Source organism: Staphylococcus argenteus (assembly GCF_000236925.1).
GTDB classification, from domain to species: Bacteria; Bacillota; Bacilli; order Staphylococcales; family Staphylococcaceae; genus Staphylococcus; species Staphylococcus argenteus.
On the sequence record NC_016941.1, the window covers coordinates 348964 to 364438 of the forward strand.

14 protein-coding genes and 1 pseudogene are annotated in these 15475 nt (G+C 34.1%); 9 read left to right on the top strand and 6 right to left on the bottom strand.

From position 1 onward, the window contains the following. Positions 1-15: 15 nt before the first annotated feature. Positions 16-1215, bottom strand: coding sequence for an NADH-dependent flavin oxidoreductase (locus SAMSHR1132_RS01525; protein ID WP_000286457.1), 1200 nt, complete (start codon positions 1213-1215; stop codon positions 16-18). Positions 1216-1514: 299 nt separating this feature from the next. Here SAMSHR1132_RS01525 and SAMSHR1132_RS01530 point away from each other — a divergent pair, with 299 nt between their 5' ends. From SAMSHR1132_RS01530 to SAMSHR1132_RS01555, 6 genes and pseudogenes are all read left to right on the top strand, one after another. After that, positions 1515-2516, top strand: coding sequence for an LLM class flavin-dependent oxidoreductase (locus tag SAMSHR1132_RS01530; RefSeq protein ID WP_000229980.1), 1002 nt, complete (start codon positions 1515-1517; stop codon positions 2514-2516). A 34-nt stretch (positions 2517-2550) separates the two neighbouring features. Continuing rightward, on the top strand, positions 2551-2883 hold the full coding sequence (locus SAMSHR1132_RS01535) for a glycine cleavage system protein H (RefSeq protein WP_000731881.1): 333 nt from the start codon (positions 2551-2553) through the stop codon (positions 2881-2883). Next, complete coding sequence (locus SAMSHR1132_RS01540) at positions 2884-3687, top strand: protein-ADP-ribose hydrolase (protein WP_000854323.1); 804 nt, start codon at positions 2884-2886, stop codon at positions 3685-3687. After that, positions 3674-4578, top strand: a pseudogene (locus tag SAMSHR1132_RS01545) (SIR2 family NAD-dependent protein deacylase). Before SAMSHR1132_RS01540 ends, SAMSHR1132_RS01545 begins: the two are co-directional and overlap by 14 nt. 1 nt (position 4579) lies before the next feature. Then, positions 4580-5602, top strand: coding sequence for a lipoate--protein ligase (locus SAMSHR1132_RS01550; protein ID WP_000280835.1), 1023 nt, complete (start codon positions 4580-4582; stop codon positions 5600-5602). A gap of 315 nt (positions 5603-5917) precedes the next feature. Continuing rightward, positions 5918-6943, top strand: a complete 1026-nt coding sequence (locus tag SAMSHR1132_RS01555) for an SDR family oxidoreductase (RefSeq protein ID WP_001060931.1) — start codon at positions 5918-5920, stop codon at positions 6941-6943. Between the two features lie 84 nt (positions 6944-7027). Here the strand turns inward: SAMSHR1132_RS01555 and SAMSHR1132_RS01560 are convergent, their stop codons facing one another. Genes SAMSHR1132_RS01560 through SAMSHR1132_RS01575 form a run of 4 tightly spaced genes read right to left on the bottom strand, consistent with a single transcriptional unit; the run spans position 7028 to position 11078 of the window. Continuing rightward, complete coding sequence (locus SAMSHR1132_RS01560) at positions 7028-8374, bottom strand: PTS ascorbate transporter subunit IIC (RefSeq protein WP_001190702.1); 1347 nt, start codon at positions 8372-8374, stop codon at positions 7028-7030. A 14-nt stretch (positions 8375-8388) separates the two neighbouring features. Further along, entirely contained in the window at positions 8389-8673 is a 285-nt protein-coding gene (locus SAMSHR1132_RS01565) for a PTS sugar transporter subunit IIB (protein WP_000699543.1), read from the bottom strand. Between the two features lies 1 nt (position 8674). After that, positions 8675-9118 carry a PTS sugar transporter subunit IIA gene (locus SAMSHR1132_RS01570; RefSeq protein ID WP_001162341.1) on the bottom strand — a complete coding sequence of 148 codons (444 nt, stop codon included), beginning with the start codon at positions 9116-9118 and terminating at the stop codon, positions 8675-8677. A gap of 4 nt (positions 9119-9122) precedes the next feature. Continuing rightward, a complete protein-coding gene (locus tag SAMSHR1132_RS01575) occupies positions 9123-11078 on the bottom strand; it encodes a BglG family transcription antiterminator (protein ID WP_000948612.1) in 1956 nt (651 codons plus the stop codon). Positions 11079-11288: 210 nt separating this feature from the next. Here SAMSHR1132_RS01575 and SAMSHR1132_RS01580 point away from each other — a divergent pair, with 210 nt between their 5' ends. The 3 genes from SAMSHR1132_RS01580 (at position 11289) to SAMSHR1132_RS01590 (ending at position 13714) form a co-directional block, all read left to right on the top strand. Further along, positions 11289-11708, top strand: coding sequence for a MarR family winged helix-turn-helix transcriptional regulator (locus SAMSHR1132_RS01580; RefSeq protein ID WP_000456871.1), 420 nt, complete (start codon positions 11289-11291; stop codon positions 11706-11708). A gap of 107 nt (positions 11709-11815) precedes the next feature. After that, on the top strand, positions 11816-13171 hold the full coding sequence (gene mepA / locus SAMSHR1132_RS01585; protein ID WP_000651064.1) for a multidrug efflux MATE transporter MepA: 1356 nt from the start codon (positions 11816-11818) through the stop codon (positions 13169-13171). A 102-nt stretch (positions 13172-13273) separates the two neighbouring features. After that, positions 13274-13714: a MepB family protein gene (locus SAMSHR1132_RS01590; RefSeq protein WP_000278295.1), complete on the top strand. Its 441-nt coding sequence runs from the start codon at positions 13274-13276 to the stop codon at positions 13712-13714. Positions 13715-13826: 112 nt separating this feature from the next. Here the strand turns inward: SAMSHR1132_RS01590 and glpT are convergent, their stop codons facing one another. After that, entirely contained in the window at positions 13827-15185 is a 1359-nt protein-coding gene (gene glpT, locus SAMSHR1132_RS01595) for a glycerol-3-phosphate transporter (protein WP_001010117.1), read from the bottom strand. Between the last annotated feature and the right edge of the window lie 290 nt (positions 15186-15475).

Consider the following 15475-nt stretch of genomic DNA (forward strand, 5'->3'; position numbering starts at 1 on the left):
CTATGCAACATCGGCTTAGGAGGATGAATCATTATAATTTTGTTCTAATTGACGTAAGGCATCGCGTGTATTCTTTTTAAGCCCCTCACCATAATCCATCATTTTAACAATATCTTTAAAAGCAGCACGCGGAATAGCTAAATCTTCTAAATCATTCATAGAAAATTCAAGATCAATATCATTTGGTCGTTGCGCTGCAAGTTTATGTACAAAGTCAGGTTCCGTTACAAAAGGTGAAGACATACCGACCATATCTGCATGTTGTAAAGCTTCTAATGCAGATTCTGGAGAATTTATACCTCCACTGGCAATTAATGGGATGCGATCTGCTAAATGTTCGTAGACAATTTGATTTACAGGACGACCAAAATGTTTGCCAGGTGTCCTTGATGTGTTTTGATAAATTTGTCGTCCCCAACTAGCAATTGCTAAATACTGGATATTGGCAACTTCCATTACCCAATCTAATAGTTGATTGAATTCATCGATGGTATATCCTAAATCACTACCTCTTGTTTCTTCTGGTGTTGCACGAAAGCCCAAAATAAAGTTGGCAGGTGCTTCTTTATCAATCACATCTTGTACTGCACGCATAACTTCTAGGCACAATCTTGCGCGATTTTCTAATGTGTCAAAACCATATTGATCTGTACGCTGATTTGAAAATGTTGAGAAAAATGTTTGGATGAGTAAACGTTGCGCAATTGAAATTTCCACACCATCAAATCCTGCTTTAATCGCTCGTAATGTAGCGTCGCGATATTGTTGAATGATTTCATTGATTTTATCTTGTGTCATAGCTATGACTTCATGTTGAATGGGCGAATGTAATGTCATTGGACTAGGTCCATATACTTTTCCATAATTTAAAATCGCTTGATTTGAAAAACGACCAGCATGAGCTAGTTGAATTATAGCGAGATTATCATGTTGTTTCATGGTAGTTGCCATGTCGGTTAATCCTGGAATACATGCATCATGATCAATGTTGAATCCATATTCAAATAGTTGACCATATGGCTCAATGTAGGCAGCACCAGTTACTTGCATGCCAGCTGAATTAGAGCGACGTGCAGCATAAGCTAAGTCTGCTTGAGTTATATAGCCATCTTTTGTAGATGAATTTACGGTCATCGGTGATAATACAAAACGATTTGCTACTTTGATGCCATTAGGTAATTGGAGTGGTTGTAAAAGTGGTTTGTATCGGTACATGCAATTTTTCCTTTTCTATTCGATATTGTTTTCAAAGTACCATGTAAAGCTTGAATAATCAAACATGAGTAAGAATTCTCATGTAGCGTGTTAATTAGAATTTTATAATAGTAGGGAATTTACAGTACGATATTAATATATGAAAAATGTGAGTCATATTATGAAAAAATGAAGCGAAAAGATATAAAATCTAATTGAAAAACGTTATCATATACGTGGGTATCATAAATGGGAATGGTTAATAGAAAGTTATAATGTTATGTCACTTTTATATCAAATAATAGTTTGGAGATGAGGGTTTGGTTGAGTTAAGCGTATTAGATTATGCCTTAATAGATGAAGGGAAGGATGCGCAAATGGCATTGCAAGATTCAGTAACACTTGCGAAATTAGCAGATCGACTTGGTTATAAACGTATTTGGTTTACTGAACATCATAATGTGCCTGCGTTTGCATGTAGCAGTCCAGAACTGATGATGATGCATATTTTGTCACAGACATCACGAATTCGTGTTGGTTCTGGTGGTGTGATGTTACCGCATTATAGTCCTTATAAAATTGCTGAGCATTTTAGAATGTTGTCAGCCTTATACCCCAATCGCGTTGATTTAGGTATTGGAAATAATCCAGGTACTTCGATGGTAAAACAAGCATTAGATGGTGAAAATCCAACCTATGATAATTACGGGGAATCAATTAAGTTATTGCGTCAATTTGTTACCACAACAGACAAAGCAAGTGCACATAATTTAGGTGTACAGCCACATGTGCTTCATTTTCCTGAAATGTGGTTATTAAGTAGCAGTCTATCATCTGCCAAAATAGCAGCAGAACAAGGTATAGGACTATCTGTCGGAACATTTTTACTGCCAAATAAAGAAATGATCCAGTCTACAAAGCATAACATTGACATTTATAAATCGGATTTCCAAGAGTCAACACTTAAAATGAATGCAAAGGTGATGGCATCAGTGTTTGTTATCGTAGCTGATAAGGAAGAAGATGTTGATGAATTACAACATGCCTTAGACGTCTGGTTATTGGGAAAATTACAATTTGCAGAGTTTGACCACTTTCCTTCAGTGAAAACAGCACTAAATTATAAATTGAACGAGCGGGATAAAGAGATGATTCAAGCGCATCGTGCACGTATAATGGCAGGGACAAAAGATCAAGTTAAAGCACAACTAGATGATTTTATTGCTACGTTTGAAGTTGATGAAATGTTAGTAGCACCATTAATTCCTGGCATTGAGCAGCGTTGCAAAACATTAGAATTACTAGCAGAGGTTTATTTATAACACTTTTAAGTAGAAGAGAAAGGATGAGGCTTAGATGAAAAAGTTAGCCAATTATTTATGGGTAGAAAAAGTTGGGGATCTATATGTATTTAGTATGACGCCTGAATTACAAGATGACATTGGAACGGTGGGTTACGTAGAATTTGTAAGTCCAGATGAGGTAAAAGTCGATGATGAAATCGTTAGTATTGAAGCATCGAAAACGGTGATTGATGTACAGACGCCTTTGTCAGGAACGATTGTTGAGCGTAATACGAAAGCGGAAGACGAACCAAACATTTTAAATTCTGAAAAGCCAGAAGAAAATTGGCTGTTCAAGTTGGATGATGTGGATAAAGAAGCGTTCAATGCATTACCGGAGGCGTAAATGAAGACGTTGAAGACAAATGAAGAACGATTAGAATATTTAATCGATTATATGAGACGAGAGCGAAATGACAATGATGAGTTAGAAATGCCAACATCATTTGAAGCATTGTGGGAACTTTATCGAGGTTTGGCTAACGTAAGACCAGCTTTACCTGTTAGCGAGACCTATTTAGCTGTTCAAGATGCTTTGTTAAGTGAATTAAATCAGCAACATGTGATGGATATTAATGATTTGTCGCCAAGAAAAGATGCCAACATTTTTGTTTGGCAAGGTGACATTACAACATTGAAAATTGATGCAATTGTCAATGCCGCGAATAGCCGCTTCTTAGGATGTATGCAAGCAAATCATGATTGTATTGATAATATTATTCATACAAAAGCAGGCGTCCAAGTTCGATTAGATTGTGCAGATATTATTCAACGACAAGGGCGCAAAGAAAGCGTTGGTAACGCTAAAATGACGCGCGCATACAATTTGCCTGCAAAGTATATTATTCATACGGTAGGACCACAAATACGTCGATTGCCTGTTTCACAGATGAATCGTGACTTGTTAGCTAAATGCTATTTGAGTTGTCTTAAACTAGCTGATCAAGAAAGGCTAAACCATATTGCATTTTGTTGTATTTCAACAGGCGTTTTTGCTTTTCCTCAAGATGAAGCAGCAGAAATAGCGATTCAAACAGTACAACAGTATCTCACTGATACAAAATCAAAATTGAAAGTTGTATTTAATGTCTTTACAGAAAAGGATTTAGAATTGTATGAGGAGGCATTTAATCGTGATACAGAGAAGTAAATGGCAAGCGATGTCTCTGTTTACAAATGAAAATACAACACAGGCGAATGTATTACGTACTGCAATTGAGGAAGCGGAGGCAATAGTTATTGGTATTGGTGCAGGTATGTCTGCATCTGACGGTTTTACATATGTAGGAGAGCGTTTTACGAAAAACTTTCCAGACTTTATTGAAAAGTATCGTTTCTTTGATATGTTGCAAGCGAGTTTGTATTCGTACGGTAGTTGGCAAGAATATTGGGCATTTGAGAGTCGCTTTATCAAATTGAATTATTTAGATCAACCTGTAGGTCAGTCTTACCTCGCTTTAAAAGCATTAATGGAAGATAAACAATATCACATCATAACTACGAATGCAGATAATGCTTTTGAGGTTGCTGACTATGATATGACTCATGTATTTCATATACAAGGAGAGTATATTTTGCAGCAATGTAGTCAGCATTGTCACGCGCAAACATATCGTAATGATGACTTAATTCGTAAAATGGTCGTGGCACAACAAGACATGCGTATACCTTGGGATATGATTCCAAGATGTCCAAAATGTGATGCACCAATGGAAGTCAATAAACGTAAAGCAGAAGTTGGTATGGTTGAAGATGCAGATTTTCAGTTGCAGTTACAACGTTATAATGCATTTCTAGAGCAGCATCAAGGTAATAAAGTATTGTATTTGGAAATCGGAATTGGTTATACAACCCCACAGTTTGTAAAACATCCTTTTCAGCGTATGACACGTAAAAATGAAAATGCACTTTATATGACAATGAATAAAAAAGCGTATCGAATTCCAAATTCGATTCAAGGTCGTACAATCCATTTAACCGATGATATTTCAACTTTAATTACAACAGCACAACGAAAAATAACAACTTAGGAGAAACATAAGATGTATTTAATAGAACCCATTCGAAACGGAAAATATATTACTGACGGTGCGGTTGCGCTAGCAATGCAAGTGTATGTTAATCAGAATGTTTTTTTAGGGGAAGATATTTTATTCCCTTATTATTGTGAACCAAAAGTGGAAATTGGTCGTTTTCAAAATACAGCAATCGAAGTGAATCAAGATTATATAGATGAACACCATATTCAAGTAGTTCGCAGAGATACTGGTGGTGGCGCTGTATATGTTGATAAAGGTGCCGTCAATATGTGTTGTATTTTAGAACAAGATACATCGATTTATGGTGATTTTCAAAGATTTTATCAGCCGGCAATAAAGGCGTTGCATAAACTAGGTGCAACAGATGTTATACAGAGTGGCAGAAATGATTTAACACTTAACGGTAAAAAAGTATCAGGTGCGGCAATGACATTAATGAATAATCGTATTTATGGCGGTTATTCTTTATTGCTTGATGTCAATTATGAGGCGATGGATAAGGTGTTAAAACCAAATCGTAAAAAGATTGCATCGAAAGGTATTAAATCAGTACGAGCACGCGTAGGTCATCTTCGAGAAGCACTTGATGAAACATATCGTGATATAACAATTGAAGCATTCAAAAATTTAATGGTGACACAGATTTTGGGAATCAATGACATTAAAGAGGCGAAACGATATGAATTAACGGATACAGATTGGGAAGCGATTGATGAATTAGCTGATAAAAAGTATAAAAATTGGGATTGGAATTATGGCAAGTCACCTAAATATGAATACAATCGAAGTGAAAGATTATCATCAGGTACGGTAGACATTACAATTTCTGTTGAACAAAATCGTATCGTAGATTGTCGTATTTATGGGGATTTCTTTGGACAAGGTGATATTAAAGATGTGGAACAAGCGCTACAAGGTACAAAAATGACAAGAGAAGATTTATTGCATCAATTAAATAATATAGACATTACTTATTATTTTGGTGATGTCACTGCCGAAGTATTAGTGGATATGATTTTAAGTTAATATTGCTATTGTATGTATAGTGAATCGTTGAAGGTGTTTGTTTAATCTTGAAAAGGTGACCATAGTATTTGGTAAGGATTGAACATATGAATGTAAATTATTGCATTTAACTATTCAAAATATGATATTTATCTGGTTTTTGTTTCTGAATGATTGGGTATTTGAAAATAGATGAGTTTAATATTTTAAGGAATATAATAATTTTTACTTTTACAATTCATATAGAATATTAAGTAATATAAGTCTATTGAGATATACAAAAATTTAATGACTGTTATAATGGACAATCTATAGAGACAAAGAGGAGATTATATCATGAATAATAAAGTGTTGGTAACAGGTGGTACTGGTTTTGTTGGTATGCGTATTATTTCGCGATTATTAGAACAAGGTTATGATGTGCAAACGACGATACGTGATTTAAGTAAAGCTGATAAAGTAATTAAAACGATGCAAGACAATGGTGTTTCAACAGATAAACTTGCATTTGTTGAAGCGGATTTATCACAAGATGAACATTGGGATGAAGCAATGAAAGGTTGCAAGTATGTTTTGAGTGTGGCATCTCCGGTGTTTTTCGGTAAAACAGACGATGCAGAAGTGATGGCGAAGCCTGCCATTGAAGGTATACAACGTATATTGAGAGCGGCGCAACATGCGGGTGTTAAACGTGTGGTAATGACTGCAAACTTTGGTGCAGTTGGTTTTAGTAATAAAGATAAAAATTCAATCACAAACGAAAGTAATTGGACAAATCAAGATGAACCAGGCTTATCAGTATATGAAAAATCAAAATTGTTAGCTGAAAAGGCGGCATGGAATTTTGTTGAGAATGAAAATACTACAGTAGAATTTGCTACAATAAATCCAGTTGCTATTTATGGTCCATCATTAGATTCACATGTTTCAGGAAGTTTCCATTTGTTAGAAAACTTATTAAATGGTTCGATGAAACGTGTACCGCAAATTCCATTAAATGTTGTTGATGTTAGAGATGTAGCTGAACTACACATTTTGGCAATGACAAATGAACAGGCTAATGGTAAAAGATTTATTGCTACGGCTGATGGACAAATTAATTTGTTGGAAATTGCAAAATTAATTAAAGAAAAACGACCTGAAATAGCTCAAAAAGTTTCTGTTAAAAAATTACCAGACTTTATTTTGAGTCTAGGTTCTAAATTTAATCATCAAGCTAAAGAAGGTAAACTTTTATTAGACATGAATCGAAATGTGAGTAACGAACGTGCAAAAACATTACTTGGGTGGGAACCGATTGCCACTCAAGAAGAAGCTATTTTAGCTGCTGTAGATAGTATGGCTAAATATCATTTAATATAATATAAAACACCGTCCAAAAATAAGTGGCTTGCCTTTGATAGAAGGAAAGTACACGTTACTTGTGACGGTGTTTTTGTTTGTATATTATTGTTGTGCTTTTTGACGGCCTTTTAATAAAATCGCTGTAGCTCCAACGATGATAATAAATAGAACAGCACCAAATAATCCCATATATTTTACTGCGTTACCAAATACAATGCCGACAGCTAAAAAGTCTGTATCGGAGAATGTTGTTGCGGCACCACCTAATTCACCTAAAAATGGTAAGAATAATAATGGCAAGAATGTAATCAAGATACCATTAAGAGCAGCGCCTGCAACAGCACCTTTAATACCACCTCTTGCGTTACCGAAGACTGCGGCAGTTGCACCTAAGAAGAAGTGGGCCACAACGCCTGGTAAAATAACGACGCCACCAAATAAGAATAGGATAAACATACCAATGACACCTGTAATAAAGCTGACAAAGAACCCAATTAAGACAGCGTTCTGTGCATAAGGAAACACAATAGGGCAGTCTAATGCAGGCTTAGAATTTGGTACAAGTTTTTCAGAGATACCTTTAAATGCTGGAACGATTTCAGCTAAGATTAACCGCACACCTGTTAAAATGATAAATACACCAGCGGCAAATGTTACACCTTGAATTAATGAGAAAACAATAAAGTTTTGTCCATTGCTAATTGATTGATGTACATAACTGACACCTGCAAATAAACAAGCAATGAAATAGAGTAATGCCATTGTAATAGAAATACTAATTGTACTTTCTCTTAAAAAACTTAATCCTTTAGGGAATTTAATATCTTCTGTTGATTTAGATTTCCCTTTGAATAATTGACCTACGGCACCTGCAGCAAAGTAGCTGATTGAACCGAAATGCCCTAATGCCACTTGATCATTGCCAGTAATTTTACGCATCGTAGGTTGGAGTAATGCAGGTAAGACTGCCATGATTAAGCCTAATACGAGTGCGCCGATAACAATCGTTAGCCATCCCTTAATATGACTCACTGTTAAAATAATTGCTAAAAATGCTGCCATGTAAAATGTATGGTGTCCTGTTAAAAAGATATATTTTAAGTTAGTAAAACGTGCAATTAAGATATTCACTATCATGCCACAGACCATAATAAGTGCGGCTGTTGTTCCGAAATCTTTTAAGGCAAGGGAAACAATAGCTTCATTATTTGGAACAATGCCTTGAACACCGAAAGCGTGCTGGAATATTTTTCCAAAAGGTTCAAGTGAGCGAACAACTACGTCGGCACCGGCACTTAAAATTAAGAATCCCAATATTGTTTTAATGGTACCTGAAGTAATTGTAGCGGCAGGTTTTTTCTGAACAATTAAACCGATAAAAGCAATAAGGGCAACAAGAATTGCTGGTTGACTTAAAATATCGACAATGAAATTAAGGATTGATTGCATAAGTCTAACCTCCTTTAAATAATGTTAAGTTGTTGTAATTTTTCTTCAAGCTTTTGCTGCAATTCTGCTTTGTCTAAAATGTTATCAAGGATTAAGACTTCCCCTAGACGTTCGGCATTTTCAGCTAAATCTCTACCGCAAATAAATAAGTCTGCCATTTCTGGACTAGCCGTCATAATGTCACTGTGCTCAACCTCTATATCAGATGGTGCATTAAGTTGTCTAAGTGCTTCTTGTGTATTCATTTCTACCATAAAACTACTACCTAAGCCGTGGCCACATACTACTAAAATTTTCATATTAATCATGCTCCTTTAAAATAGTTGTAATTTCTTGTACATTCTTTGCATTTAATAATTGCTGGACTATTTGATTATCGCCCAATATTGTTGCTAAATTTTGCAATATAGATAAGTGTGAATGATTGTCGATGGCACTTAATACGAATATGAGAGATGCGTAATGATCTTCATCGCAAAATGCCACGTGTTGATTCAACTTTAATAGACTTAATCCAACTTGATGCACGTTATTATTGGGACGTGCATGTGCAATTGCAATTTCAGGTGCGATAACGATGTATGGTCCTAGTTCATTTACACTTTCAATCATTGCTTCAACATAACCTTGTTCAATAACTTGTTCTTGTAATAAAGGTTGAGAAGCAATAGTAATGGCTTCATTCCAATTATTGACTTGTTCTTTTACAATTATGCGTTTTGTGGACAAAATATCTAATGCCACGATGTTAAACCTCCTTTGACTTAGTTACAGCGATGTGTTGCTTAATTTTACAAATTTTCCCATCTAAGAAATCTTGACGCGATAAGTCGTTGCTTAATAGTTCACTTAGTTGTCCTAGTGCTTTTAAATGTGCATTGGGATGATCCGTTGCCAATGTAATCACAAGGTATACGGGATCGTTAGCTTTACTACCAAATTCAACACCTTCAGTAAAATAAGTTAATGAAAAACCGACACCATTGTGTACATAATCAGTTCCAGCGTGAATTAGAGAAATGTGTGGACTAATCACCATATATGATCCAAATTGCTCGAATTGATTTAAAATTGCTTCTATATAATTAGGTCCAACAATATCATCTTTAATTAAAGGTTGTACTGATACAGTAACTGCTTCATTAATTGATAGAGATTGTGTGTTTTTATTAATACGGTGTTCAGGTAATAAATCAGCTAATGACTCGCCGTCATTTACCATTTTTATCACACGCTTTTCTCTAGCATCATTTATGATTTGATTTAATTTTTGACGTGATTGCCCATTGATGAATGGGTCGACGTTTATAACTGGTACTACTGAAATATCACACGGTACGGTTGAAATCACGTAGTCGATGTTATTTTGAATTAACTGCTTTTCATCTAACTGATAGATAGAATAAGCGTCCCAAATATTAAATTCAGGATAAAGATGATTTAATTTGGATTTTAAAAGTTGAGATGTGCCAATACCTGATCCACAAAGTAAGACAACTTTAATCATTACTTGTTTATTTGTTGCGCCGCGTTCCATACTTGATGCAAAGTGAATTGCAATAAATGTTAATTCATCTTCATTGAAACTAATAGCTGTATCTTTTTCTATCGTACTAATATGTTTGCTAATTGCATCGACAACTTGAGGGTAGCGTTTATGCACTTCTTGTTTTAACGGATTAGCTTGTATCATATCGTATTTAATTCGGTGTATAGCCGGCTTTATATGTGTAAGTAAACTAGTATGCAGTTTATGGTCATTTGACATGTCAATTCCTAATTCTTGGCTAACACAAGTGATGAATTCTTGGATGTTTTCTGATAAAACATGTTGTTCATTTATATTGGTAGTTATAGTACAATCAGTCATTTTTGAACCAAGTAAATGTAACGTGATGAAGATAATTTCAGATTCTGGAAATTTGACATTACAACTGTTTTCCAAGTTTTCTTTAATTTTTGAAGCTATAGCATACTGTTTAGTATGGCGCCATTTATCAATTTCTTTTGTAGGTATATCGAATGAAAAATTTTCGTTTAGTCGCTGGATCGCAATGAGTATATGATAAATTAAGCCGTCAATGGCCGACTGAACCAGGTGATAATTTTCACGATTTAATGTAGTAATTATAGCTTGTCTTACAATTGCAATAGATTGCGAATTGAAAATATCTGCTTCGATAAATGGCGCTGCTTGTTTCATGTATTGACGAATAAAATGAGCATAAGCTTTCCGATATTGATCTTCTTCACCAATAATAATAAATCCCTTATTATGAATATAATTTAGCTTCAAATGATAATGTGCTAATCGTTTTTGAATAATTTTAATGTCATCAGCAATGGTACGACGAGAAACATTGACGTCGTGGGCAAGCTGTTTTGTTGAAATTGGCTCAGTTGTTTCGAATAATTTTAAAGCAATATGAGTCAGTCGTTCATCTTTTGAAAAGTGAATTTGATTTGTTATGCGTTGTTCTAACTCATTTAAAAGTGTTGTCTCATTAGTTATTATTTTAATGCCAGCTGCTTTATTGCGAATGACTTGATATTGGTATGTTTCTGCATATTGTTCGATGTACGATATATCATATTGAATGGTACGTGGCGTTACACCGAGTTGGTCAGCAATACTGTTGATTGGGATAAACGTTTGTTCTTGAACTAAAAGATACAAAATTTCAATTTGTCTATGACTTAGCAACGTAATTTCCTCCTATGTATAATTGTAAGCGATTACTTAATTGTGTAGATATGCAATCTCTTTCATATTTTAATCCGAAAAATTGCATATCAAAATGTTAAAATACTAGATTTTATGAAAACTTTTAAAATAAATTCTCAAATTTTGTTGACTATTAGAAATCATGGTTGTATATTTAGTTAGACATCTAACGAAATGGTGGTGCAATTCATGGAGTACACTTATTCTTATTTATTTCGAATGATAAGTCACGAAATGAAACAAAAAGCAGATCAAAGACTTGAGCAATTTGATATAACGAATGAACAAGGCCACACTTTAGGTTATCTTTATGCGCATCAGCAAGACGGACTTACGCAAAATGATATTGCTAAAGCATTGCAACGAACAGGAGCGACCGTAAGCAATTTACTAAAGAACCTTGAAAGAAAAAAACTTATTTATCGTTACGTTGATGCTCAAGATACGCGAAGAAAGAATATTGGACTGACAACTTCTGGTATTAAGCTTGTAGAAGCATTTACTTCGATATTTGATGAAATGGAACAAACGCTTGTATCACAGTTTTCTAAAGAAGAAAACGAACGCATAAAAGAAAATCTAACTAAAATGTTATCTAGTTTAAAATAAATGATAAACGTGACTGGTAAAAAAACAGTCGCTTTATCTTTGACAGTATAGTTAGATATCTAATTATTAGTGAGCTAATTATTTAAAAGGACAAGGAGTATTGAACAATGAAAGACGAACAATTATATTATTTTGAGAAATCACCAGTTTTTAAAGCAATGATGCATTTCTCATTACCAATGATGATAGGAACTTTATTAAGTGTTGTTTATGGGATTTTAAACATTTACTTTATAGGATTTATAGGAGATAGCCATATGATTTCTGCTATTTCACTTACACTGCCGATATTTGCCATCTTAATGGGTCTAGGTAATTTATTTGGTATTGGTGGCGGCACGTACATTTCACGTTTATTAGGCGCTAAAGATTATAGTAAAAGTAAGTTTGTAAGTAGCTTTTCGATTTATGGTGGTATTGTATTAGGAATTATAGTTATTTTAGCTACAATTCCATTTAGTGATCAAATTGCGATGATTTTAGGAGCAAAAGGCGAAACATTAGCATTAACAAGTAATTATTTGAAAGTAATGTTTTTAAGTGCACCGTTTGTTATTTTATTCTTTATTTTAGAACAATTTGCGCGTGCAATTGGTGCACCAATTATATCTATGATTGGTATGTTAGCTAGTGTAGGATTAAATATTATATTAGATCCAATTTTAATTTTTGGTTTTGATTTAAATGTTGTTGGTGCAGCTTTGGGTACTGCTATCAGTAATGTTGCAGCGGCTATTTTCTTTATTGTTTACTTTATGAAAAATAGTGATGTTGTATCTGTGAATTTTAAATTTGCGAAACCTAATAAAGAAATGCTTTCAGAAATCTTCAAAATTGGTGTTCCAGCATTTTTAATGAGTATATTAATGGGATTCACAGGTTTAGTATTAAATTTATTCTTGGCACATTATGGTAACTTTGCAATTGCAAGTTATGGTATCTCATTTAGACTCGTTCAATTCCCTGAACTTATTATCATGGGATTATGTGAAGGTGTTGTACCTTTAATTGCATATAACTTTATGGCAAACAAAGGTCGTATGAAAGATGTCATTAAAGTAGTTATTATGTCAATTGGTGTTATTTTTGCTGTTTGTATGATTGCTGTATTTACAATTGGACATCATATGGTAGGTTTATTTACTACTGATCAACAAATTGTTGAGATGGCTACATTCATTTTAAAAGTTACAATGACATCATTACTTTTAAATGGTATAGGCTTCTTATTCACTGGTATGCTTCAAGCGACTGGTCAAGGTCGTGGAGCTACAATTATGGCTATTTTACAAGGTGCAATTATCATTCCAGTATTGTTTATCATGAATGGTTTGTTCGGATTAACTGGTGTAATTTGGTCATTGCTAATTGCTGAGTCACTTTGTGCATTTGCTGCAATGTTAATTGTTTATTTATTACGTAATCGTTTAACTGTTGATACATCTGAATTAATAGAAGGTTAATCTCTTAATACACTTCCAATTTGGTATATTGCCATTGGGAGTGTTTTATTATTAAAATATAAGGACACGTTACGATAATAAGATATTAAACGGGGTTAATTAATGTATAAATCAATAGAGATATTAGAAAAAGTTTTAAATGTGGAAATGAATGTCATAGACATCGTTGAAGAAAAATATAATAAAGAATATGAAGCATTAACATTTAATTATAAAGGAACGGTATACAAAAATAGATTAGCAAAGAAAACGCCGAATAAATCAGGATATTTCGTGACATGTTGGACTAAAGACGAAGATAATTATAATCGACCATACAAAATAGATGAATTTGCAGATTGCCTGATTGTCGCTGTTATCGATGGTGAATTAAATGGCTACTTTCTATTTCCTAAAGAAGTATTGGTTGAAAAAGGTATTTTAGCTTCATCTAGGCATAAAGGGAAAATGGCTTTTAGAGTTTATCCTATATGGTGCAATGATTTGAACAAAACGGCACAACGTTCACAAAAATGGCAATGCAATTATTTTTTTGAATGTTAATAAAGTCATATGGTATTACTGAAGTCTAGGACATAAATGATATTTTTACAAAATTTATTTCTATCCGACTTCATTCGGTAATGTGAACCATATGACTTTATTTTAATTAGTTTTAATGATGCACGGTTTCTTGACCGACTTTATTCCAAGTTAGGATAAAGCTTAACATTGCAAATACACTAATCGCTGTTAATAGTATAAAACCAATGTCCCAACCGAATTTATCTACTACGGCACCTAGGACTATGTTAGCCATAACAGCACCAAATAGATATCCGAATAAGCCTGTTAATCCTGCAGCTGTTCCTGCAGCTTTTTTAGGAACATAGTCTAGAGCTTGTAAACCAATTAACATAACTGGTCCATATATTAAGAATCCAATGGCAATTAATGAAACATTATCTAACCAAGCATTGCCTGGTGGGTTTAACCAATAAATTAATACAAACACTGTAACTCCTAGCATAAAGAAGAAACCTGCTGGTCCACGGCGGCCTTTGAATAATTTATCAGAAATATATCCACATAATAATGTACCTGGGATACCAGCCCATTCATAAAGGAAGTACGCCCATCCTGATGCTTTTAAGTCAAAGTGTTTTTCTTCGCTTAAATATACAGGTGCCCAATCAAGTACACCATAACGCACGAAATAAACGAAGATATTCGCGAATGCAATAGCCCATACCCACTTATTGTTTAGTACATATTTAAATAAAATTTCTTTTGTTGTTAATTCTGTTTCTAGCGTCTTTTTATCGCTTGTTGCAAAGTCATTTTTATAAACTTCAATTGGAGGTAAACCTTGAGACTGTGGTGTATCTCTAATCAGCATGTATGAAATTGCAGCTATGATAAGTGCTAAAAGTGCAGGATAAATAAATACACCTTCAAAGCCTTTTAAATAACCGAAATTGATGAATGCAGTTGTTGTGATACCCCAAGCAGCAATTGGTGCCATAATACCGCCACCAACATTATGTGCAACATTCCAAAGGGCAGTCTTACTTCCACGTTCACTAACACTAAACCAGTGAACGAGCACACGGCCTGATGGTGGCCATCCCATACCTTGGAACCATCCATTTAAAAATAATAGGATAAACATAATGCCTATACCTGATGTGAAAAACGGTACAAATCCCATTAATAAATTGACGATAGCTGTCAGAGCTAACCCAAGAACTAAGAAAATTCGCGCATTACTCCGATCACTCACAGTACCCATAAAGAATTTACTGAATCCATATGCGATGGAAACAGCAGATAATGCAAATCCAAGTTCTGCTTTTGTAAAGCCTTGCTCTTGTAATGCTGGCATGGCAAGTGAAAAGTTTTTACGTAACAGATAGTATCCAGCATAACCGATGAATATACCAAGGAATACTTGGAGACGTAATCGTTTATAGGTATCATCTACCTGATTTTCTGGCAAAGGCTTAATATGCTTTGCAGGTTTAAGAAAATTCATAAAATCCTCCTTAATATGTATTTATATGCATTTTGTGAGATAAATTAATAGTAGACATGTATGAAAGCGTTGTCAACATACTTTTTAAAATAGCGAAGAATAAGTGAAATATAGCTGTGAATAAATTTTAAAATATAATTTGTTGTCTGACTTAAAGTTATAATTATGCAATTATTTTGAAAGATTACTTAAATATGTTCTGCGATGAGGAAAGTAAAATAGTAGTTTGAAGATGTATTAATGAGGTAAATAGCAAAAAACTATCTTTTATATGCACGTTGGTATAAAAT